The sequence below is a fragment of the Rothia sp. HMSC069C10 genome, from assembly GCF_001812205.1.
In the GTDB taxonomy this organism is placed as follows: domain Bacteria; phylum Actinomycetota; class Actinomycetes; order Actinomycetales; family Micrococcaceae; genus Rothia; species Rothia mucilaginosa.
On the sequence record NZ_KV808301.1, the window covers coordinates 199,754 to 222,846 of the forward strand.

18 protein-coding genes, 1 tRNA gene and 1 pseudogene are annotated in these 23,093 nt (G+C 59.5%); 15 read left to right on the plus strand and 5 right to left on the minus strand.

What is annotated here, in order from left to right; translation table 11 throughout:
- Positions 1-157: 157 nt before the first annotated feature.
- Complete coding sequence (locus HMPREF2842_RS05790; RefSeq protein ID WP_070643273.1) at positions 158-1,756, plus strand: ABC-F family ATP-binding cassette domain-containing protein; 1,599 nt, start codon at positions 158-160, stop codon at positions 1,754-1,756.
- 769 nt (positions 1,757-2,525) lie between these two features.
- Here HMPREF2842_RS05790 and HMPREF2842_RS05795 read toward each other — a convergent pair.
- Together HMPREF2842_RS05795 and HMPREF2842_RS05800 are read right to left on the minus strand one after the other, a co-directional pair.
- Positions 2,526-3,254: a metal-dependent hydrolase gene (locus tag HMPREF2842_RS05795; RefSeq protein WP_049347603.1), complete on the minus strand. Its 729-nt coding sequence runs from the start codon at positions 3,252-3,254 to the stop codon at positions 2,526-2,528.
- A 152-nt stretch (positions 3,255-3,406) separates the two neighbouring features.
- A complete protein-coding gene (locus HMPREF2842_RS05800; protein WP_005506080.1) occupies positions 3,407-3,634 on the minus strand; it encodes a hypothetical protein in 228 nt (75 codons plus the stop codon).
- 286 nt (positions 3,635-3,920) lie between these two features.
- Here HMPREF2842_RS05800 and HMPREF2842_RS05805 point away from each other — a divergent pair, with 286 nt between their 5' ends.
- From HMPREF2842_RS05805 to HMPREF2842_RS05830, 6 genes are all read left to right on the plus strand, one after another.
- Positions 3,921-4,637 carry a beta-ketoacyl-ACP reductase gene (locus HMPREF2842_RS05805; protein WP_005509097.1) on the plus strand — a complete coding sequence of 239 codons (717 nt, stop codon included), beginning with the start codon at positions 3,921-3,923 and terminating at the stop codon, positions 4,635-4,637.
- 73 nt (positions 4,638-4,710) lie between these two features.
- Positions 4,711-5,454, plus strand: coding sequence for an SDR family oxidoreductase (locus HMPREF2842_RS05810; protein WP_049347604.1), 744 nt, complete (start codon positions 4,711-4,713; stop codon positions 5,452-5,454).
- A 228-nt stretch (positions 5,455-5,682) separates the two neighbouring features.
- Entirely contained in the window at positions 5,683-6,471 is a 789-nt protein-coding gene (locus HMPREF2842_RS05815) for an ABC transporter ATP-binding protein (protein WP_049327170.1), read from the plus strand.
- Complete coding sequence (locus HMPREF2842_RS05820) at positions 6,468-7,346, plus strand: TrmH family RNA methyltransferase (RefSeq protein ID WP_049347606.1); 879 nt, start codon at positions 6,468-6,470, stop codon at positions 7,344-7,346. The genes HMPREF2842_RS05815 and HMPREF2842_RS05820 overlap by 4 nt, the downstream gene beginning before the upstream one ends.
- Before the next feature lie 251 nt (positions 7,347-7,597).
- Complete coding sequence (locus HMPREF2842_RS05825) at positions 7,598-7,852, plus strand: type B 50S ribosomal protein L31 (protein WP_005506069.1); 255 nt, start codon at positions 7,598-7,600, stop codon at positions 7,850-7,852.
- A 325-nt stretch (positions 7,853-8,177) separates the two neighbouring features.
- Positions 8,178-9,353 carry an LCP family protein gene (locus tag HMPREF2842_RS05830; protein WP_070634073.1) on the plus strand — a complete coding sequence of 392 codons (1,176 nt, stop codon included), beginning with the start codon at positions 8,178-8,180 and terminating at the stop codon, positions 9,351-9,353.
- Positions 9,354-9,563: 210 nt separating this feature from the next.
- Here the strand turns inward: HMPREF2842_RS05830 and HMPREF2842_RS05835 are convergent, their stop codons facing one another.
- Positions 9,564-10,817: an HIRAN domain-containing protein gene (locus tag HMPREF2842_RS05835; protein WP_070643275.1), complete on the minus strand. Its 1,254-nt coding sequence runs from the start codon at positions 10,815-10,817 to the stop codon at positions 9,564-9,566.
- 389 nt (positions 10,818-11,206) lie between these two features.
- Complete coding sequence (pepN, locus tag HMPREF2842_RS05840; protein ID WP_070643277.1) at positions 11,207-13,879, minus strand: aminopeptidase N; 2,673 nt, start codon at positions 13,877-13,879, stop codon at positions 11,207-11,209.
- A 222-nt stretch (positions 13,880-14,101) separates the two neighbouring features.
- Between pepN and HMPREF2842_RS05845 the strand changes: the two genes are divergently transcribed.
- Positions 14,102-14,187, plus strand: a tRNA-Leu gene (locus HMPREF2842_RS05845).
- A 202-nt stretch (positions 14,188-14,389) separates the two neighbouring features.
- On the opposite strand, the gene HMPREF2842_RS05850 is transcribed toward HMPREF2842_RS05845, so the two are convergent.
- Positions 14,390-15,475: a 2,3-butanediol dehydrogenase gene (locus HMPREF2842_RS05850; RefSeq protein WP_049362194.1), complete on the minus strand. Its 1,086-nt coding sequence runs from the start codon at positions 15,473-15,475 to the stop codon at positions 14,390-14,392.
- Between the two features lie 340 nt (positions 15,476-15,815).
- Here HMPREF2842_RS05850 and HMPREF2842_RS05855 point away from each other — a divergent pair, with 340 nt between their 5' ends.
- From HMPREF2842_RS05855 to HMPREF2842_RS09090, 7 genes and pseudogenes are all read left to right on the plus strand, one after another.
- The gene (locus HMPREF2842_RS05855) at positions 15,816-17,372 is read left to right on the plus strand and encodes an amidohydrolase (protein WP_070643279.1); all 1,557 of its coding nucleotides are present in this window, start codon (positions 15,816-15,818) and stop codon (positions 17,370-17,372) included.
- Between the two features lie 276 nt (positions 17,373-17,648).
- Entirely contained in the window at positions 17,649-18,608 is a 960-nt protein-coding gene (locus HMPREF2842_RS05860; protein WP_070635232.1) for an L-lactate dehydrogenase, read from the plus strand.
- Between the two features lie 359 nt (positions 18,609-18,967).
- Positions 18,968-19,246 (plus strand): hypothetical protein, encoded by a 279-nt coding sequence (locus HMPREF2842_RS05865; protein WP_070643281.1) that lies wholly within the window; start codon positions 18,968-18,970, stop codon positions 19,244-19,246.
- 213 nt (positions 19,247-19,459) lie between these two features.
- On the plus strand, positions 19,460-20,311 hold the full coding sequence (gene recO, locus HMPREF2842_RS05870; RefSeq protein ID WP_070643283.1) for a DNA repair protein RecO: 852 nt from the start codon (positions 19,460-19,462) through the stop codon (positions 20,309-20,311).
- Between the two features lie 175 nt (positions 20,312-20,486).
- Complete coding sequence (locus HMPREF2842_RS05875) at positions 20,487-21,278, plus strand: isoprenyl transferase (RefSeq protein WP_070643285.1); 792 nt, start codon at positions 20,487-20,489, stop codon at positions 21,276-21,278.
- Positions 21,279-21,347: 69 nt separating this feature from the next.
- Complete coding sequence (locus HMPREF2842_RS05880; RefSeq protein ID WP_070643287.1) at positions 21,348-22,436, plus strand: quinone-dependent dihydroorotate dehydrogenase; 1,089 nt, start codon at positions 21,348-21,350, stop codon at positions 22,434-22,436.
- A 453-nt stretch (positions 22,437-22,889) separates the two neighbouring features.
- Positions 22,890-23,093: pseudogene (locus HMPREF2842_RS09090) on the plus strand (DUF6318 family protein); the annotation flags it as partial.

The following is a 23,093-nucleotide window of genomic DNA, read 5'->3' on the forward strand; positions in this document are numbered from 1 at the left end:
GCACACCATGAAAACAAAAGGTGCCCCACATGCGCACTCGGCACACCTGCACTAAAATTGATGAGGTGCTCTGCGCGCTCGCCGCTTCTAACTCGGCGAATCCCGCCCACCAAGCACTATCAACCCACACACCAGACCGCCATCCGGAAAGGCACCCATGATTGCTGTACAGAACCTCGAATTGCGTGCAGGCGCGCGCCTGCTCATGGAAGAGGTCACCTTCCGCATCGATAAGGGCGATAAGATTGGTCTGGTGGGCCGCAACGGTGCCGGTAAGACCACTATGACTAAGGTGCTTGCCGGTCTGACCCTGCCCGCTGACGGTACGGTGACCCGCAGCGGCACTATCGGCTACCTTCCGCAGGACCCGAAGGTGGATGACATGAGCCAGCTGGCGCGTGACCGTATCCTCTCGGCGCGTGGCCTGGACGGTGTGGCGCGCAAGATGCGTCAGGCGCAGAACGATATGGCTAGTGAGGACCCGGCGGTGCGCGCTAAGGGTATGCGCCGCTACGACCGTCTTGAGGCTGAGTTTATTGCCGGTGGCGGCTACGCGGCTGAGTCGGAGGCGGCGGTCATCACCTCCAACCTGGACTTGCCGGAGCGTGTGCTCGCCCAGCCGCTGTCTACTCTGTCGGGTGGTCAGCGTCGCCGTGTGGAGCTGGCGCGTATTCTCTTCTCCAATGCAGACACCATGCTGCTGGATGAGCCGACCAACCACCTGGATGCCGACTCGATTCTGTGGCTGCGCGACTTCTTGAAGAACTTCTCGGGCGGCCTGATGGTTATTAGCCACGACGTTGAGCTGATGGAGCTGGTCGTCAACCGCGTCTTCTACCTGGACGCGAACCGCTGCGTGATTGACCAGTACAACATGGGCTGGAAGAACTACCTGACTCAGCGTGAGCAGGATGAGCACCGCCGCAAGCGTGAGCGTGCGAATGCGCAGAAGAAGGCGAATGCTCTGATGGAGCAGGCGAATAAGATGCGCGCGAAGGCGACGAAGGCTGTTGCTGCTCAGCAGATGATTAAGCGTGCTGAGAAGCTTCTGCGCGGCCTGGAGGATGAGCGTCAGAGCGATAAGGTTGCGGCGATTCGCTTCCCGGATCCGGCGCCGTGCGGTAAGACTCCGCTCTCTGCCCAGGGCCTGTCGAAGTCCTATGGCTCTCTGGAGATTTTCACGGACGTTGATTTGGCGATTGACCGCGGTTCGCGCGTGGTGGTGCTGGGTCTGAACGGTGCCGGTAAGACCACTCTGCTGCGCATGCTGGCTGGTTCCACCAAGCCTGATACGGGCGAGGTCGTGTACGGTCACGGCGCGAAGCTGGGCTATTTTGCGCAGGAACACGAAATTCTTGATGGTGACCGCACTGTCTTTGAGAACATGAAGTCTGCTGCCCCGGATCTGGATGACACCCGCGTGCGCACGATTCTGGGTTCGTTCCTGTTCTCCGGTGATGATGTGGATAAGCCTGCCGGTGTGCTTTCCGGTGGTGAGAAGACCCGTCTGTCCTTGGCGACCCTGGTGGCGTCGAGCGCGAATGTGCTGCTGCTCGATGAGCCGACCAACAACCTGGACCCCGCCTCGCGTGAGGAGATTCTGAACGCGTTGAAGGCGTACCAGGGCGCTATTGTGATGGTTTCTCACGATGAGGGTGCCGTGGAGGCGCTGGATCCTGAGCGTGTGCTGCTTCTGCCGGATGCGGTGGAGGATTTGTGGTCGAAGGAATACCAGGACCTGATTTCGCTGGCGTAAAGCATTATCCGCTGACATAAAAGCCGACATAAAAGTACGGGGGAGGCTCCGGTGCCGCGTGGTACCGGAGCCTCTTGTGTGTATTGCGCGTTGTTTTATTGTCTGGGGTGTATTGTCCAGGGCGTATTTTTGTGTTCTGAAAATGTGTTGCGGAGATACTGCCGGTATTTTTCTCGTGAATAGTGCGGAAAAATGTGACCTGACCCGTGGGTTTGTATTGTTTTCTGAGCATATGTGCTGTAATTGTGTTCCCGTGCATGTGATTTGTGGGTTCTGACACACGAAACTTGCGGCATATTTGACGGGAAATAATGTTGCCTTGTGGGTTTTTCTGAGGGAAAGAAAAGCTCTCAGGCGATATTTCAGGGGGTCTGTGTGGGCTTTTTGAATTTTTCATGTGTCTCTACATACATTGTGGGAAAAATGGTAGAAACACAACAAGCGTGGGGCGTAGACTTATAACTGTTCCCGCCATTGCGAGGACGCAAATGCGAAACATTAGGGCTCACTACCGATGGTGAGCTAACGCGGGGGAGAAGAGATTCCCGCCCGCTCACGAAGGAGAACTACCAATGCACAACACTGAGTTCGAGAAGTACCCCACCTCCGGTGAAGAGAACGTTGAGGTTGACGTCTTCTGGCCCATCCAGGACGCTTAGTCTCTCACCCCGATAGGTCGGGATAAGGATTAGAAAGGCGCCCCGCCGCTTCCGTAGGGAAGTGACGGGGCGCTTTGCTGTCCTCAGTGAGAATTTAGTTATGCGGCACATTATGCCGCGTGAATACCCAGTCCGAACATTTGCAGAGGGTATTCGGTAAAGCCCATCATGGCTGCCGCGTACCAGGTGATGTACCCGGTCAGTGCTAGAACGAGTGCCTTCTCGCGTACGCTGCCGGCATCGCCCAGAATAGGCAGTGCCATGTAGCCGCTCTTTTTCCATAGGGGGGAAGCCACCAGGGGTTTGATAACAATAGGGTAGAGAGGCAGTAGTCCGCGGGTTGTCAGTAGGTCGCCAATCAGGTGAATGGTGGCGCCGACCGAAATAGCCCAGGGGAGCAGTGCCAGCGAATCAGTCGTGTAGGCGGCGTACCCGAGGGCGACGGCACCGATCCATCCACCCGGTGCGCCGAGCACGCGCAATGCCAGGCCGCCCGAGAATGCGGCAAGAAGCAGCGAAGCCCAGGGGATTCCGTTGTAGCTCAGGTTGGCGCTGAAATAGGCAATTGCCCAGAAAGCTACCAGACCCAAAATGGAGTGCGTTCCCTTGCGGTGTCCGCCGCTGACCGCCCCGACAATGCGTGCTACCCAGCGTGAAATGGGCGGGATGGAGTTGGCGATACTGCCGTTGTGGTGGTCAATATCCGGTAGCATGCCCGCACCGGCGCACGCCAGGGTGGTCACGATGAGGGTGGGGGTATCGGGAACCTGCACCACTCCCGTCTCGACGAGCACTAGCCAGCCAGCTGCGGCGCTGACGGTGTGCGAATAGCCCATCATGGGGAGGTGCCTCCTTGAATGCGATTGCCCTGCGAGTGTGGTTGCCTGGGTGCCGGGATGTTCACTCGAACCAATTAGAACAAATATAGCATATATCGAAATTACTTTCGATAGACTGGGTTATTACTCAAGCGGCGCCACCTCAAGTGGCACTACCCCTCAAAGGGCAGAGTCTGCTTCCAGAACTCACGCTCGCGCAGGTAATTCTCCAGCCAGCCCACGTGCTCGGAGCACGCCAACCAAATCTTGCGGCGCTCGGGGGTGTGCACCTTCGGGTTGTTCCAGAGCAGCTGAAATTCTGCCGCCTGCTGGCAGCCCTTGCGGGAGCACTTGGCGTACTCGGGTTGTGCATCCTGAGAAAGTGAACCGAGCAGATCCATGTCTTCTTATCCTTACTATTGCGCCTCGACGTGCGGTGTTATTCCGTGCCCGCGCGACCGGGCAGAAAAGGGGTGCGGGCTGTTCCGCTTCAGCTAGTGTACGCGCCCGATCAGGCTTGTAAAAGAAGGGGAGCAGGTGTTCAGTGTTCAAGAGTGGAGTGTAGCCTGCGGCACCTTTGCGCTAAAACGCGGTAAAATAGGGTTTGTCTGTCCATCCGTCCACACCCCAACCGCGTAGCCGCTACATCGGCTCTAATCGTGAGGGGTCGACTCATCAAGGAAGCTCATGAGCGAGAACACTCCCAAGACCGTGCTGGTCACCGGCGGCAACCGAGGCATCGGCTACGAAATTGCCAAGGAATTCCAGGCAGCAGGACACAACGTCTGCATCACCTACCGTAGCGGTGAAGCCCCCGAAGAATTTTTCGCCGTCAAGGCAGATGTACGCGATGCCGACAGCATTAACGAAGCATTCAAGGAAATTGAAGCAGAGTTCGGTCCCGTGGAGGTGCTGGTCGCCAACGCAGGTATCACCCGCGACATGCTGCTGATGCGCATGAAGGAATCAGACTTCACCGACGTGGTCGACACCAACCTCACCGGTTCTTTCCGTGTGGTTCAGCGCGCCATCAAGGGCATGCTGAAGCTCAAGCGCGGCCGCATCATCCTGGTTTCCTCCGTGGTGGGTCTGTACGGTTCCCCCGGCCAGGTCAACTACTCCGCATCTAAGGCTGCACTGGTCGGTATGGCACGCTCCATCACCCGTGAGCTGGGCGGCCGTAACATCACCGCTAACGTGGTGGCACCGGGCTTCATTAACACCGCAATGACCGAGGTTCTGCCCGAGGAAACCAAGAAGAACTACCTGGCGTCCATCCCCGCTGGTCGTTTCGCGGAGGCGGAAGAGGTCGCTCGCGTGATTCGCTGGCTCGCATCCGATGAGGCTAGCTACATTTCTGGCGCTGTCATCCCCGTTGATGGCGGCCTGGGCATGGGTCACTAACCCCACCCCGTACGGACTGCACGAAGCGCCCGAACGTGGGCGCACCCTTTCTAGACTTTAAGGACATAAAACTATGGCACAGCTGACCGGCAAGACCATCATCATTACCGGCTCCTCCCGCGGCGTTGGCGCAGACACCGCACAGATTCTCGCCGCTGAGGGCGCGAACATTGTGGTGAACTACCGCTCCAAGGCACCGCGCGCGAACAAGATCGTCAAGGCTATTGAAGAGGCTGGCGGCAAGGCAATCGCAGTGCAGGCTGACGTGACCAACAATGAGGACCTGCAGAACCTCGTCAACACCGCCGTGGAGACCTTCGGCTCTCTGGACTACCTGATCCTGAACGCTTCGGGCGGTATGGAAACCGGCATGGGCGAAGACTACGCAATGCGCCTGAACCGTGACGCACAGCTGAACCTGGCACGCCTGGCTGCAGAGAAGATGCCCGAGGGCGCACGTATCGTGTTCGTGACCAGCCACCAGGCACACTTCATCCGCGAGGTTGAGACCATGGACGAGTACAGGCCCGTCGCAGAGTCCAAGCGCGCAGGCGAAGACGCACTGATTGCCGAGATTCCCGCACTTTCCGAGAAGGGTATCTCCCTGGTCGTCGTGTCCGCTGACATGATTGAAGGCACCGTCACCGCAACCCTGCTGAACCGCCTGCACCCCGGCGCTATTGAGCAGCGCCGCGAGACCGCCGGCAAGCTCTACACCGTCAACGAGTTCGCGCAGGAAATCGCGAAGATGGTCACCGCAGACGTTGAGACCGGCCACGTTGAGCTGGTCGGCGGCGCACGCGGCTTCATCGACTAATAACTTCAGCTGCTATAGGTGCCGTTGCGGATGCGCCCGCCCCTCTGACAAGGTACATTTGATGAGGCGCGCCGCCCCTGACGCGGCGGCACCTATAGCCCCTAAGGCTTCGCGCGAGGAACCCAGTGTGGGGTACCCGCGCACTATGCGCCAACCGCTCCGATAACCCGGCACGGGTTGCGGGGTGGGGGGCGCATCCCATCCATCTAACTCACTGGAAGAAGAACCATGAGCACCGTACTCAACCTTCAGAATGTCTCCGTGATTCGCGGCGGCCGCAAGATTCTCAACGACGTTTCCTGGACTGTGAACGAAGGTGAACGCTGGGTTGTTCTGGGCCCCAACGGCGCCGGTAAGTCCACTCTGCTGTCGGTTGCGGCAGCCCGCCTGCACCCGACCAGCGGCGAGGTTGAAATCCTTGACGAGACCCTCGGCGCTGTTGACGTGTTCGACCTGCGCCCGCGCATTGGTCTGTCCTCCGGTGCTTCGGCAAACCAGATTCCCGCCAACGAGAAGGTTTCCGACGTTGTCGTGACCGCAGCGTACGCTGTATCCGGCCGCTGGAAGGAAGAATACGACGTCATGGACGACGAGCGCGCCACCGAGCTGCTGGCTGAATGGGGTGTCGACACCCTCGCTGACCGCACCTTCGGCTCCCTCTCCGACGGCGAGCGTAAGCGTGCACTGATTGCCCGCGCCCTCATGACCGACCCCGAACTGCTGCTGCTGGACGAGCCCGGCGCAGGCATGGACATCTCCGGCCGTGAGGACCTGGTCGAGCGTCTGACCGCACTTGCCGCTGACCCCTACGCACCGGCTACCGTGCTCATCACCCACCACCTCGAGGAAATCCCGGCGGGCTTCACCCACGCTCTACTGGTCCGTGACGGTGGCGTGGTCGCCGCCGGCCCGATCCTGTCCACCATTACCGAGGCGAACCTCGCAGCAACCTACGACATGGACCTGGCTCTGACCGTCACCTCCGCGGGTCGTTACTCCGCGTTCAAGCGCGCATGAGCCGTGCCCCGAAGCAGCTGAGCGCCGAACAGATCGCTGAGCGTGCCGAGCGTGTCTACGCCATCGAGTCGGTCACGGCTCTGGCGCAGGCACCCGAGCAGGCTTTGCGCTACTACACGCAGCTGACCGACGTGAAGCTCCGTAGCGCCATGGAGCCGCAGTGGGGTATTTACATTGCGGAGTCTTCGAAGGTGATTCGTCGTGCGCTCGCTGCCGGTCATCAGCCCGTTTCTTTCCTGATGAGTGAGAAGTGGGCTGATGATTTGGCGGATGTTCTGCGCGCCCATCCTGACACTCCCGCGTATGTGGGTAGTGAGGAGCAGTTGGAGCAGGTGACCGGTTTTCATCTGCATCGTGGCGCGTTGGCGGCGATGGCTCGTCCGGCGCCGCAGCCTCTGGAACAGTTGCTGCAGGGTGCCTCTCGCGTGGCGATTTTGGAAGATATTGTGGACCACACGAATGTGGGAGCTATTTTCCGTTCGGCTGCCGCGCTGAACGTGGATGCTGTGCTGGTGACTCCGCGGTGCGCTGATCCGCTGTACCGCCGCTCGATTCGAGTGTCGATGGGTACTGTTTTTCAGGTGCCGTGGGCTCGCCTGGAGTCGTGGCCTGCTGACCTGCAGACCCTGCGCGAGCTGGGCTTTAAGAGCGCGGCGTTGGCTTTGGAGGAGGATTCGCTGACCCTGGAGGAGCTTTCTGCCCGCCGGGATGAGAAGCTGGCGCTGATCCTGGGCACGGAGGGGCACGGACTGTCGCCCCGTACCCTCGCGGCGTGTGACGATACGGTGATGATTCCGATGTCGCACGGTGTGGATTCTTTGAACGTTGCGGCGGCGAGCGCTGTGGCGTTCTGGGAGACCCGCCCGCGTTCATAACCTGAGTTCTCACCTGATTCTTAACCCGCGTGAGTGCCTTCTTCGGGTGCCTTGCGGTGTGTGGGTTAGTGCCTGTGAGGGAACGTACTGGGATTTAATCCGTGAAGGTGGTACCCTTAATGGGTTGTGCACGCCCTATGCGGGCACAATGGTGATGCGCTCTGAGATTTTCTCGATAGCTGCACATCGAAAAACCTACTCCATCTATATAAGGGCTACTGGCAAAATCCAGTAGCAGAAGAAGGTAATCAATGAAGGCAGAAATCCACCCGGACTACAACCTGGTTCTGTTCCGCGACCTCGCATCCGGCAAGGTCTTCCTGACCCGTTCCACCATGACCTCGGACAAGACCGAGAAGTGGGAAGACGGCAACGAGTACCCGATCGTCGAGGTTGAAATCTCGTCCGAGTCGCACCCGTTCTACACCGGTAAGCAGCGCATCATGGACTCCGCAGGTCGCGTCGAGCGCTTCAACGCACGCTTCGGCAACTTCGGCAAGAAGTAAATCTTCTTTCCCACTTTTGCTTTTTAGCGAAATCAATGCCCCGTTCTCCTTGGTTTTCAGGGAGGCGGGGCATTGCGCGTTCTATGCGGGTACCAGAATGGTTCGCCCAAACGTGAGGAAAGTTGTAATGTAAAACCTTTCGTTCACCGGTGCGTAGACCCGCTGACGGCGTTACAATGGGAAAGTATTTTGCGAGCTGTGCATTTTCTGTGCCCTCCAGCACCGCCCCATATCGGCGGGTATTCTCCGGCTCTCTGTATTCTAGAGACTTCGCTGGATGCGCTGTGCGTCTCGCGTATCACCACCTCAAACAAAGGACAACTTAATGAGCGACGCTCACTCTGAACCGTCGCAGAAGAAGAAATGGGTCAAGCGTATTCTGCTGATCCTGCTGATTCTTCTGCTGGTTATTACCCTCGGTATTGGTTTCTTTATTTGGCGTGCTGGCCACACCTGGGATAGCAAGACCGAGAAGTTCGATTCCATCACTAAGGTGGACGAAGACCTCAGCAAAATTAAGGAGCAGCTTGGCGAGGCTAAGAAGCTCAACGTGACGGAGCTGAAGGCTCCGACCGTCACCAACTCGGATACCGGCAAGAACGGCACCACCGATGCTGCTGCGGCTCTTGCAGCTAACGCCAGCGAACACGATGCAGATGGCGACGGTATCTTGGACAACGGATACAATTACGGCGTTATTAAGGGACCCGGCAAAAACATTCTGTTGCTCGGTAGCGATACTCGTACCGGCGCTGATGCAGCTCTGGTGAGCGGTTCCCGTGCAGACACCATTATGCTCATGCACATCCCGGCTGACGGCAAGGGCGTGTACATCATCTCGATTATGCGAGATACCTGGGTTGATATTCCCGGATATGGTACGGCTAAGGTGAACGCAGCACTGAACTATGGCGGTGTTTCCCTGCAGGTTGCTACCATCGAGAACTTGGTGGGCGTCAAGATCGACCACGTGGCTGAGATTGAGTTTGAAGGCTTCAAGTCTCTCGTGAACGCTATTGGCGGCGTGGACGTTCAGGTTCCCTTCGCATTCACCAGTAATGTCTGGACTTTTACTCCGGGTCTGATGCACCTCAACGGTAGTGGCGCTCTGAGCTTTGTTCGTGAGCGTTACTCGTTCGCTGATGGCGACTACCAGCGTGTGCGTAACCAGCGTGCATTCCTGCGCGGCCTGTACAACACGATGAAGGCTAAGGGTGCGTTGAGCAACGTGGCATCTTTCCAGTCTTCTATCGAGTCTCTGACCGACTATATGCGCGTGGACCAGGGTCTGAATGCAGCGCAGATTGCTCAGATTGCGGCTCCGGTGCTGACTAGCGGTGATACCACGATGCGTATGACCACTCTTCCGAACGCAGGTCCGGGTTGGTCCTATGATGGTCAGTCAATCATTTTTGTAGATCAGGCTGCAAATGCGCAGCTGGCACATGCTTTGCAGAATGATACGATGGATCAGTTCATGGCGACTTACGGCCAGGACTAAGATCCGACTCCTTGAGGGGGTGAAAGCTGATGAGGCTTTCACCCCCTCAAGTTTTAACCTCAGGTTCTAACGAGGCTTTTCTGCATTCTCGCGGGGCTTCGGGGGCAGCGTACAGGGCATACGAAAGGGGCGGCTACCTCACCGTGATAGTGGGGTAGCCGCCCCTTTTGTATCGTTGCGTTGTATCTTTACGCCCTGTAGCAGAGGAATTTATGCCTTCGAGTCTTCTTCAGCCTCGTCGGTCTCTTCATATTCTTCCTCGTACTCGTCGTAGTCCCCGTAGCCTTCGTGGTAGGGCTGACGGCCAAAGTAGAAAGCGACTGCCGCAACAGCGCCACCTAGGATAGCGATGAGGATGCCAAGCATCGGGGTCCACAGCATTGAAATCAGGCCGGCGACCAGAACGGCGAGGCCTGCACCCTTGATCAGGTTCAGCAGACGGTCACGCTCGTTCGGCTCGTAGTATTCTTCTTCCTCAATGCTGTACTCGATGACGGGCTTCTCTGCGGCGAGTTCGCTACGAGCCGGCTCGGGTGCGGAGGAGCCGCCGGTCAGGGAGCTCATGAAACCGCGACGCTTCTTCGGAGCCTGCTGTGCGGAAGACTCCAGGTAGTGGCGTTCACCTTCGGTGGGCACGAATGCCGGGGGCACATCGTAGTCTTCACCAACGGGCAGTAGAGCCGGAACGTTGTTGGGCAGAGTCTCGTACCATTCCTGCGGAATATCTGCGGGGCGTGCCGCCTGAACGGTCAGCGACAGCTCAAGGGTGTTACCGCGAATAGTGCCCCATGCGCTGGTGAGGCGGTCGTTCTCGAACGCGTAGCGAATCACGGGTGCGAGCTGCTCAGACATCTGGGTGCTCAGGCGACCGACGAGCTTGCGGTCGTGGCGCACCTCCACGCTGTCAACAACGCGGCCGTCGGAGGTCTTCAGCTGGTTCGCTTCCAGGGTCAGAATGACGCGACCCTCACCGCTGGGCGGCAGGATGCTGTGCAGGTATTCGGAGTGTTCCTTCTCGTCCAGCACCTTCATAGAGGGGCCCTGGGGCAGCAGGGTCGCGCGGGTCGGTGCGTCGTTGAGGGGGAAGAGGGACCCGGGTGCGGACAGGGAGAGCACGCCGGTGCTCTTCACGTGCATGCCGCCGCCTTCAGCGCGTACGGCAACAGCGGAGAGCTGCAGGTGCGCGATGGGTTCGTAGCCGGAGGCGACCACGCGGGTAATGGAATCCCAGTACGCGGCGGAGTCTGCCGCGCTCATGCGGCCCACCTTGAATTCGTCAATGTAGACGGCAATGCTATTGGGCTCGTAGGGGTTATCCGGTTCGGGCACGAGACGCGCTTCACCGTACCAGATACGTTCACGGTCGATGTGCAGTTCCTCGAAAATTTGGAGGGTTTCTGCTTCGTAGTAATCATCGGTGACAATGTCAACGCTACCGCGGTCACCGAGTGCGTAATCGACCACTGAAAACTCCTTCTGATATGTCTAAGCGAGCGGATACCTAGTCTATTCTCTCATGCTTTCAGAGCGGACAGCTCACAAAAAAGGGGTGACATTTATCTGTCTTTTAGCACCGGGTGCATATAGTTTTGTGTCCCAGTGAAACTGCCCCGGTAATGAGTGCCCACGTCAGTACGTGAACCACCGCATGAGGGAAATATTTAGACGGCACACCGCCGCTGTGAATTCTATAGATGAGTCAGAAAAAGACCACCGCCCGGCACCTCCCGGTGCGTTACCGGGAGCGTGCCGAACGGCAGTCTCTCACAGCGGATTGAGAACCTGGCGGGGGAGAACGGAACCTAGTCTAGGCACCGGTCCACACCCCGCCTCAGCTACTCAAACCATGCAGCTTAGTCCTGCAGGGAAGCGTTGAACTTCTGAGCCACAATCGAACGACGACCGTGGTCCTGAGCCTCCAGAACCAGACGACGCAGAGCCGACGGAGCCTCGGGGTTCGCCTCCAGCCAACGCTGAGCCAGCGCCACGGAGGGGTTGCCCTCAACGCCCAGACCCTCGGTGGAGCCGGTGTTGTACGGAGCCTTCGGGTACAGGCCACGCACAATGCGGGTCGCCATACCAATCGAACGAGACGCCCAAAGGGGCAGCAGAGCCTCGAAGTAGGAGTCGTAGTAGGACTCACGCAGCTCAACCGGACCGCGAGCAAAACCGTTAATGGTCGAAGCCAGAGCGTCGTTCGACAGCGACTCGTCTTCCATGATGGTCTTGTACGCCGCAGCCTTACGCTCAGCAGAGGGCAGGGCAGCAATCGCGTACGCGTAACCATTCGAAGAAATCGAGGAGGGGCTGTACTTCGCCGCACGGTCCAGATCCTCAACGGTCACCAGGTCGCGGCTTGCGAGCGCACCCAGTGCACTCCAACCCAGGTTCTGGTCGTAAGGAATGCCGGTTGCGTCAGCAATATCGCCGGTGGTGTCTTCGAAAGCACCGCGAGCAATATCGCGGCAGAGCTCTTCACCCTTGGTCGCGTTGGTGGAGACCGAAATCAGGGCGCGCAGCAGAATCAGCTGCTCGTCGGAGCCGGGCTTAGCCTGTGCCAGTGCGGCTGCGAATGCGTCGTAGAGAGCGTCGTAGAGGCGCTCGCGGCCGGTGGGTGCGGAGAAGGTTGCGATAGCGACCTGTGCGTTGTTGACCATGGTGCCCAGCAGGGATGCGCTCGGTTCCTTGGAGACGTTGCGTACGACTGCGTCGACGTAGGTGGTGACAGGCAGGCGTGCATCGCGCACGTTCTCCCAGAGGGAGCCCCAGATGAGGCCGCGGGAGAGCGCGGATTCGAGGGTGGAGACACCTTCGATAGCTGCCTGCAGGCCGTCTTCGTCGGTCAGGGCAACCTTGGCGTAGGTGTGGTCTTCTGCGTTGAGCATGAGCAGGTCTGCTTCGCCAACGAGCTTCTTCTGCTCGTCGGTGAGCTCTACGCGGTACTCGGAGACGGGTTCTGCCGGGTACTCGAGGGAGAGCAGGCCGGTGGAGACGAGCTTGCCGTCGGTCAGTGCGAAGGTTTCCAGCTTTGCCACGTGGGGGCGGCCCAGACCTGCGGGCTGCTGTGCGGGCAGTTCCTGGGTGAGGATCAGGTCGGTGAGCTGACCGTCTTCGCCGTAGACGCGCTTGGTGCCCAGTGCGGACACGCCGGAGGTCTGCAGCCATGCGTTAGCCCATGCCTGCATGTCGCGGCCGGAGACCTCGTTAAGTACCTGCAGGAAGTCGTTCAGGGAGGTGTTGCCCCACTCGAAACGCTTGAAGTACACGCGTGCTGCCTCGATGAAGGTATCGAAGCCGACGTAGGCGACCAGCTGCTTGAGCACGGATGCGCCCTTTGCGTAGGTGATGCCGTCGAAGTTCTGCGATGCTGCTTCCAGGTGGGGGATGTCAGCGACGATGGGGTGGGTGGTGGGCAGCTGGTCCTGCATGTATGCCCATGCCTTGCGGTTGTTCGCGAAGGTGACCCATGCGTCGTTGAAGTTGTTGGCTTCCTTAGCGCCGAGGGTGCCCATGAAGTCTGCGAAGGATTCCTTGAGCCACAGGTCGTCCCACCACTTCATGGTGACGAGGTCGCCGAACCACATGTGTGCCATTTCGTGGCAGATGGTGTTGGTGCGGCCTTCGAGGTCGTCCTCGGTTGCGCCGGAGACGAAGATGTAGTCTTCGGTGAAGGTGACCAGGCCGGGGTTCTCCATTGCGCCGATGTTGTATTCGGGCACGAATGCCTGCTCGTACTTGGGGTACGGGTAGGGGTAGTCGAAGAGGTCCTGGAAGAAGTCCAGGCCGTTTTCGGTGACCTTGAAGATGTGGTCGTAGTCGAAGTGCGGCTTGAGGGACTGGCGGCAGTATACGACCAGGGGAATGTCACCGCTGTTGACCTTGCTCTTGGGCTTGTAGGTGGTGGTTGCAGTGAAGTATTCGCCGGCAACGATTGCGGTGATGTAGGTGGAGATCTTTGCGGTGGGGGAGAAGACTCGCTTGGTGATGGAGTCGTCGGTGGGGTCTACGACCTGGGATTCGAGTACGCCGTTGGAGCTGACGACCCAGTCCTTGGGTGCGGTGATGCGGAAGTTGAAGACTGCCTTCAGGTCGGGCTGCTCGAAGTTCGGGAAGACTCGGCGGCAGTCGGAGGGCTCGTACTGGGTGTACAGGTAGACGCGACCATCGGAGGGGTCGAAGTAGCGGTGCATACCTTCGCCGGAGCGGGAGTAGTAGGAGCGACCGTGGATGGTGAGCACGTTTTCTGCCTGCAGGTTGGGCAGGGTGATGCGTGCGCCGTTGACGACATCGGCCAGGGTCAGTTCGGTGCCGTTGAGCTTAACGGAGTCGACGCTGTGGTGGATGTAGTCGATGAAGGTTTCTGCACCGGGGGTGTCGCAGGAGAATCGGACGGTGGTGACGGTGGGGTAGGACTCGAATTCGGGGTCCTTGGCGTTAGTCAGGTCAACATGCACGTCGTAGGTGTCGACACTGATGAGAGCCGAACGTTCTGCGGCTTCTTCGCGGGAGAGGTTCTCATTATTCATGCTCTTTATTCTAGTCGTTATGACCGCAAATATGGCAGTTGAGTGGGCGTGCCGGTCATATTACTCAAGGTGCGAGAAGATTACCCGGGGTGTGGGGAACTAACCAACCTCGAATATGTGATGCAGAACATACTCTTTCGATTTGCGGAGTATCCAGAAAGCCCGTATAGTATTACGTGTTGCTTCGAACGGCACCGAAAGGAAAACGTTCGAAAGTCACCTGCGCGGGTGGCGGAATAGGCAGACGCGCTAGCTTGAGGTGCTAGTCCTCGTATTAGAGGGTGGGGGTTCAAGTCCCCCCTCGCGCACAGATAATCCCCGGTTCTTCGGAACCGGGGATTTTTGTATGCTCGGTTTTGTATTCCCGGTTTTGTGCACCCGGTAAAAAGCGTACAAAAAAGTAGTGGGGTGGGGCTCCTCGAAAGGAACCTCACCCCACACTAGCTACGCTAAGGAAGCTAGAAGAGTAGCTGCATCAGCTGAAACTGAATTACTCAGCACTCAGAGAGATTACTCAGCCAGACGCTCCGGGTCGGTGGTGACCAGAATCTTCACAGCGGTCTCGTTGTGGTTGATCAGGGTGTCGAAGCCCTTGTCAATCAGGTCTTCCACAGCGATCTTGCCGGTGATGAAGGGCTTGAGGTCAATCTTGCCGGACTCAACGAGCTTGATGGTCTCCGGGTGGGAGTTCACGTATGCGATGGTGCCGCGGATATCGAGCTCCTTGAGCACAACCTTCTGAACATCCAGGGAAGCGGGCTTGCCCCAAATGGAGACGATGACGACCTTACCGGTGGGCTTGAGAGCATCCAGAATCAGGTCCAGTGCGGGCTGAACGGAGGTGCACTCGAACGCGATATCAGCGCCACGGCCGTCGGTCAGCTTGTGAATCTCAGCCAGAACGTCAACCTCTGCGGGGGAGAAAGCGTAGTCAGCAACGCCGGAGTCCAGAGCCTTCTGGCGGCGCAGCGGGGACAGCTCAGAGATGATAACCTTAGCGCCCTTAGCCTTCAGAACTGCGGAGGTCAGCAGACCGATGGGGCCAGCACCGGTCACCAGTGCGAATGCGCCCTCTTCGAACTCGCCTGCACGCTCAACAGCGTGGTAGCCAACGCTCAGGGGCTCAATCAGTGCAGCCTCGTCCAGGGGAATGTTGTTAGGAATCTTGTGAACCCAGCGACGCTTGACAGCAACCTTCTCGGACAGACCGCCACCGCGACCTGCCAGACCAATGAAGTTCATGTCCTTAGACAGGTGGTAGTCCTTGGAGTCGGGGCCGGTGTAGACGTCATCACGAATGATGTAGGGCTCGACGACAACGTGGTCGCCAACCTCAAGGTCGTCTACGCCTTCGCCCAGTGCCTCAACAACACCGGAGAATTCGTGACCGAGGGTGACGGGGGAGTCCTCGCCAGAAATGGGGTGGGGGTGACCGTGCTGGGGGCAGAAGATGGGGCCGTCCAGGTATTCGTGCAGGTCGGTACCGCAAATGCCGCACCAGGCGACCTTAATCAGAACCTCGCCCGCAGCTGCTTCGGGTGCGGGGATGTCTTCAATGCGGATGTCGTTACGGTCGTAGAAGCGTGCTGCCTTCATGGGATTGGAGCTCCTTAGCGTGGTTGTGGCGCTCACTGCGGTGTGTGCTTGCCGGTACGGTTCGCGTCCTTGGGTCTGTCACTGTATTGACAGAGGCCCAAACGACATGGTTTGGACCGGTTGTGAACTGTCCTGCCGGCATTCGCATCGCTAGCGCCGGATGGTGACGGGTGCGGCTGGATTGTCGCTCCCATGTGCTTAACGCTACTCCTATAAATCAAAGATTCCTAGGATATATACAAAATTTCTTTTATGTGACAGATATTTCTTTTTGGGTGTTTTCGACTCCATCACGCCCGAGCATCTAGCGCCCGGCGAGCGCAGACGGTAGCGTAGAAGCATGACTGACGCGAACGCACAGGGCACCGCCGCCCACACCCAGCCTACTTCTGACAGTTCCGGTCGAACGGCACCGAACCGACCCGCCGCAACAACCCGCCACTACGACGCACCCGACGCTGATTGCGTGCGCGGTAGCGAGTACTCCGAAATCCTCGCCCTCGAAACCGAGCAGCGTAAGCGTGCCGCTGAGCACCGCCGCAAGCACGGGCACAAGCACCCCGACCATGCGCATCCCGAGCAGGAACGTAGTCACGGCAAGCATCACGGGCACCGCCTCGACGAAGACAGCGGGCTGGCGCATATTCGCCGCGACCTCGCCGAATCCGTAGCCACGCGCGCGGACTCTTTGACCGCAATTCTCAAGGCGATTCACGCGCATCCTGAGACTGCCTACGAGGAGTATTTCGCCTCCCGCACGCTCGTTGATGCGGTCCGCGAAGCCTGCCCGAACCTCAGTAACCCGAACCTCAGTATCGAGTACCCCGCCTTCGGTCTGGATACCGCGTTCAAGGTGGAGCTCACCAGCGCCGACTACGACCCCGCCACACACCGCACCATTGCGATTCTTTCCGAATACGACGCGCTGCCGGGCATCGGTCACGGCTGCGGCCACAACGTCATCGCGGTATCCGGGCTGGGCGCTTTCCTTGCCCTGGCGGATGCGCTCGCTACCGGCCCCGAGGCGTTCAGCGGCAGGGTCCTTTATTACGGCACGCCCGCCGAAGAGTCCGATGCCGGTAAGGAGCTGATGGCACGCGCCGGCGCGTTCGAGCAGGTGGATGCCGCCATTATGGTGCACCCCTACTTTATGGATGTGGCTGATCAGGCGTGGTTGGGTCGCCGTGAATGTCGCGTGACCTATACGGGCGTGAGTGCGCACGCTTCCTCGCACCCGTTTATGGGTCGTAACGCACTGGATGCGGCGAATTTGGCGTATCAGGGCCTGGGGTTGTTGCGTCAGCAGATTCCTGGTTCTGACCGTATTCACGCGATTATTGACCACGGCGGGGACGCCCCGAATCTGATTCCTGCCTCCGCGAGCCTGCATATTAATATCCGTTCTAAGTACGCGCCGACTTTGCGTGCGCTGTCGCGACGGGTTGAGGAGGTGCTGCGCGGTGCGGCGCTCATGGCTGGCGTGAGTGCGGAGGTGACGTGGGATTCTTCGCCGATGACCATGCCGGTGCGTACGAACCGTCCGCTGTTGAAGCGTTGGGTTTCGGCTCAGCGTTCGGTGGGTCGCCACCCGTACCCGCCCGGAACGGTCAGTGACACCCTGGCGGCTTCTACTGATTTCGGTAATGTGAGCCTGCGCGTGCCCGGTATTCACCCGCTGATTCAGATTGCGCCCGAGGGTACCGGTATGCACACGGTGGAGTTCGCGCACTGTGCTGACACTCCGGCGGCGGTGGATGCTGCTCTGGATGCGGCGTTCGGTCTGGCGTCTGTGGCTTTGGACTTCCTGGTCGACGACGAGCTGGCGGATGCGGTTCGTGCTGATTTTGAGGCTTCCGGCGGCGCCGTGGATGTGGAGGGCTACTTTAGCGGCATGTGAGCTTGCTCAAAAGGTCAGAACGTCATTATTTGGTTTTGTGAGTGAAAAACACCCCTCATAGCCCATAAAGTCACCAGCACCCATCGAAAAAAGCAAAATAACCCAACACAAAACGCAAAATCTGCGGCATAATAGAACATAACGAAGCAAGCTCACCGGGGAAGGACGCCCGCCCAAGGAAATTCAACCCCGAGGCACACACCCGCTTCCTTATAGACCACGCGAGAATCCTCTCGCACCACACGGATAACTCTCACGAAAAGAGGGCATACAGCAATGAACGGTGTCAACAACCCCACCAAGCTCGGCGTCATCGGTGCAGGCGGCGTCGGTAGCGCAACCGCATACGCAGCTATGGTCCGCGGCTCCGCAGACGAAATCGTCCTGTACGACATCGACGGCAAGCGCGCACACGCTGAAGCACTGGACATCGCACACGGTGCAATGTTCGCACACGAAGCAACCGTAACCGGTGGCGACGACATCGAGCTGTTGCGCGACTGCGACATGGTCATCATCACCGCTGGTGCTCGCCAGAAGCCGGGTCAGCCCCGCCTCGAACTGGCAGGCGCAAACGTCGCAATCCTCGAGAAGCTGCTGCCGAACATTCTGTCCGTAGCACCCAACGCGATTATCATGCTCGTCACCAACCCCTGTGACGTTCTCACCGTTGTGGCCCAGAAGATTACCGGCCTGCCCGCAAACCGCGTGCTGTCCTCCGGTACCGTTCTGGACTCCTCCCGCCTGCGTTGGCTGATTGCTAACAAGGCTGGCGTCTCCATCAAGAGCGTTCACGCAAACGTTGTTGGCGAGCACGGCGACTCCGAGTTCCCCGTCTGGTCCGCAGCAAACATCGGTATGGTTCCCCTGACCGAGTGGGAGCAGGACGGCAAGCCTGTCTTCACCGAAGAGGTCCGTGCAGAGCTCGCAACCGAAGCTATGCGCGCAGCATACAAGGTTATCGAGGGCAAGGGTTCCACCAACTACGCAATCGGTATCTCCGGCGCACGTATCGCTGAGGCATTCCTCGGCGGCCAGAACGCAGTGCTGCCCGTCTCCACCACCATTGCAGGCGAGCTGTACGGTTTCAAGGACGTTGCACTGTCCCTGCCCACCATCGTGAACCGTCAGGGCATCCAGCGCGTGCTCGAGGTTCCCATGAACGAGGCTGAGCTGGCACAGCTGAAGGCATCCGCTGAGGCAATCCGCGCATCCGCAGCTTCCCTGGGCTTCTAAAAACCCGGCTTCTCATTCTCTCGGGCTCAACCCGCAAGAAGCAAACATTCAGTAGGCGCAGCGTCAAGCTGAGCTAACCGACAGAAGAACCCGCCGCACCCGGCACCTGCTCCCTTGAGGAGTGGGGGAGCTGGGGACGGCGGGTTCGCTGTGTCTGTAAGGTCTTCTATGCGGGGCTTGATGCGCCGCGTGCTGCTTCGCGTGACCAACCTGGCTTTACCGCTTTGGCTTTGGTGCTCTCTTCGCGGCGCCGAATTTACCTGCCGATTGACCTGCCGCGCCCGTTCATAGTTCCGCGTTTAAACCGCCGTATGACCGCCCGGCGCACACCATAGGCGCGTAGGTAGTAGAATAATGGCATGAGCATTGATCCTCGCACCGAACTCACCCGCCTCCTTGACGCGCTGGAGGCGCACCTGACCGCCGTCGTAAACCGAACCGGCGAGCACGACCCCGCCGTCGATGAGGCGTACGTAGAAATCGCCAACGCCTTCGAAGCCTACGAAGATGCCCTTTTCGAGGCTCACAACGAGGTCACCCCCTTGAGCGTCTACGGTGACGAAGACGAGGACGACCTAGACGAACTGGTCGACGACGAAGAAGATGAAGACGACGACGATATTGAGTACGAGGACTAAGTAGCGCCTCGCCCATACGTTACGGACCGACCCCTGACCGGTACCCCCTATGCGGGGTAACGAGGCAGGGGTCGAACCGTACCCACAACACCCGTGCAGCGCCTACCAAGCGCCCGCTCCTCAGCGCCTACTGAGTGCAACGTCTACTGAGAAGCCCACCGAAAACCTGCCTGCCTGATACCCACCGAGCATGCACCGAGAACGGAGACACCCGTGAGCGAACCCCGCACCTGGCGCGACGCCGCCCTCATCCTCCGCACCCAAAAACTCGGCGAGACCGACCGCATCATCATCATGCTCACCCGCGATGGCGGAATCACCCACGCCGTCGCCAAAGCCGTACGCAAACCCACCTCCAAATTCGGTGGACGACTCGAACCGTTCATGCACACCGACCTGTCCTTCAGCCGTGGCAGAACCAACCTGCACACCATCACCCAGGCGGCAACCCTGCACGCCTACACCGCACCGATTATGGCGAACTACGATGCGTACACGTGCGCCTCCACCATCGCCGAACTGGCGGAAGCACTCACCAAAGACGCCGACAGCACCGCCGACATTTACACCCTCACACACGGGGCGCTTGCCGCGCTCGCGCACGGGCAGCACGTGCCGCAGAGGATCCTGACCCGCTACCTGGCGCGTAGTATGAACGCCGCCGGCTGGCCGCTCATCGGGGAGAATTGCACCCGATGCGGCAACCTGCTCGTGAGCACCGATAGCCAGGGCGATAACGGGGCAGACAGTAGCACCCCCGGCGCTACAAGCGGAAGCGGCAGGTACATTGCCTTCCACACCGCCCACACCTACGGACACCACACGGTCCTCTGCCCCCAATGCGCACCCGCCACCGACACACCCCTAACCGGCCTGCGTGCCGAAGAGCTCGGCTATGCGCTCGCTACCGCCTCGGCGAATCCGCACGCCTGGGCGACTATTGACGCAGCACCGGTTCCGGTCGCCTCCAAAATTCTGGGACTCTACCTGAAAACCACCCAGAACCTGCTCGAACACCCCCTGAAAACGGCGAGCGCCCTCGAGGCAGAAATTCCTGCATCGTAAAAGATGCACGCTGGCGCGTCAAACATGGGCCAACCAGGACGCAAAATAACCCCCGAAGCACCCGCCCATGCGCGCTATGTCACGGTAAAATAGCTAACAGCACGCCAGGTTTATATCTGGCGCATATCTAGGCAAACGACCCCGGGGGAGAACCCGCCAGGGAAGAAAGGCACACATGGCACGCACCCAGCCCGTACCCCCGCCCGCACACCCCACCGGGGCAACCCCGCCGCCGATCCCGAAGAAGTTCATTCCGCAGCACGTCGCCGTCGTCATGGACGGTAATGGACGCTGGGCGAACGAACGCGGCCTGCCCCGCACCGAGGGTCACCGCGCCGGTGAGGCGGCACTGCTGGACGTTGTTGCGGGCGCTATCGAAATGGGTATCCCGTACGTGACCGCCTACGCGTTCTCCACCGAAAACTGGAAGCGCTCACCCAGCGAAGTCGCGTTCATTATGCGTTTCTCCACCGAGGTGCTGCAGCGTCAGCTGGCAACCCTTAAGACCTGGGGTGTGCGTATCCGCTGGGCTGGTCGCCGACCCAAGCTGTGGAAGAACGTCATCGAAGAGCTCGAACACTGCGAGCGCGAAACCATCGACAACACCGTCTGCACCCTCACCATGTGCGTGAACTACGGCGGCCGCGCAGAAATCGCTGACGCGGCGGCAGCTATCGCGGCGGATGCTGTGGCGGGCAAGATCAAGCCCGGCAACATTACGGAAAAGACCATCCAGAAGTACCTGGACGAGCCCGACCTGCCCGACGTTGACCTGTTCCTGCGTTCCTCCGGTGAGCAGCGCATCTCGAACTTCCTGCTGTGGCAGAGCGCCTACGCCGAGATGATTTTCATGAACGTGCTCTGGCCCGACGTTGACCGCCGCACCCTCTGGGAAGCTGTCGAAGAGTATGCGCGCCGCGACCGCCGCTACGGTGGCGCTGTCGACGCCGTCACCAACGACAAGTAGCGGCCCGGCATACAGTCCCGGCTCATAGCCCCATAAACCACCCACACCCTCCAACACTAGGGAGAACAAATGCGCATCTACCCGACCTTCTTTAACATCTTCTTCAAGGGCATGGATCCCGAGAAGGCACACCACGTCGGCTTCTGGGGCGTTCAGACCCTGCGCAACGTCGGCATCACCCGCGCGCTGCGCAAGTACTTCCAGCCCGCACCCGAACTGGCAACCACCGTCATGGGCATTACTTTCCCCTCGCCGTTCGGCCTGGCTGCAGGCTTCGACAAGGGCGGTAAGGGCATTGCCGCGCTGGCTGGTATCGGCTTCGGCCACGTCGAGATCGGCACCATCACCGGTCAGGCGCAGCCCGGCAACCCGCAGCCGCGCCTCTTCCGCCTTGTGGAAGATAAGGCGGTCATCAACCGCATGGGCTTCAACAATGACGGTGCCGCAGCGGCAGGCCCGCGCGTTGCCGCCGCCCGTGCAGACCTCGAAACTGAATACCGCGGCGCTGTACGCCCGGTTATCGGCGTGAACATCGGCAAGACCAAGGTCGTTGAGCTCGAGAACGCTATCGAGGACTACCTGATCTCTACCCGCACCCTGGCACCGCAGGCAGACTACCTGGTCGTCAACGTCTCCTCCCCGAACACTCCGGGTCTGCGCACCCTGCAGGCCATCGAATCCCTGCGCCCGCTGCTCACCGCCGTGCGTGAAGAGGCAGACCGCGTCAGCCCCAACCGCCACGTACCGCTGACCGTGAAGATCGCGCCGGACCTGGTCGATGAGGACGTTATCGAGGTGGCAGCCCTGGCTAAGGAACTGAAGCTGGACGGCATCATCGCCACCAACACCACCATTGCCCGCGACGGCCTGGGCCTGACCAGCGACATGACCAAGGTCAAGGAAATCGGTGCCGGCGGCCTCTCCGGTGCACCGCTGAAGCCCCGCTCCCTGGAGGTGCTGCGCCTGCTCAAGCGTGAAATCGGCGACGACCTCGCCATCATCTCCGTTGGCGGCGTGACCACCGCTGAGGATGTACAGGAGCGCCTGGACGCTGGCGCTGACCTGGTGCAGGGCTACACCGCGTTCCTGTATGAGGGTCCGCTCTGGGCGGCACACATTAACCGTGGCCTGGTGAAGCTGCGCCGCGCTCGCCGCTAGAAGGTTTGCAGGCCAGGGGGCTTTATGCTTCCCGGCGCGCTGACTTGGCGTGTTGACTCTGCGTGCTGAAAGGGGGCACCGTTCTCTACCTGTAGGGGGTGGAGGCGGTGCCCCCTTTTGTATGCCCACTATTCCGCCGAAAAGCCACATGTGTTTCGAAAAGCCACTAAAGAAGTGGCTTTTCGAAACACATGTGGCTTCTGGGCACGCATAGTTATTTGACGTATAAAGCATTGATTTGTTCGAATGGTGGCGATTCGTTGCTATTACACTCATTGCAAAGCAAACGACTGTAAATATGCGGTAGGGTTTTATATGTAGCGTCCCGTGGTGCATTGTTGCGTCTGCTGGGTACGCTGCGCGGCTGGGTTCTTCCGGCGGTCAAGCAACGACCACTTTCTACCAGCCTGACAAGTGCATACACACCATCACCGACGATAGGAGCGCACCGTTATGGAGCCTCGTACCTTCCTTTACCGTACCCAAATTCATCGCCGTACCCTGCTGGGTAGCGGCGCACTTGTGGGCCTGGGGGCCCTGCTTGCGGCGTGTGGCCAGCAGACAAATAACGAGGCGGCAGCCACCGCAACCGCCGCGCCGAGCGAGTCGGCGTCGGCTGCGGTATCCGAGTCGCCTTCGGCGAGTGCTACTCCGTCT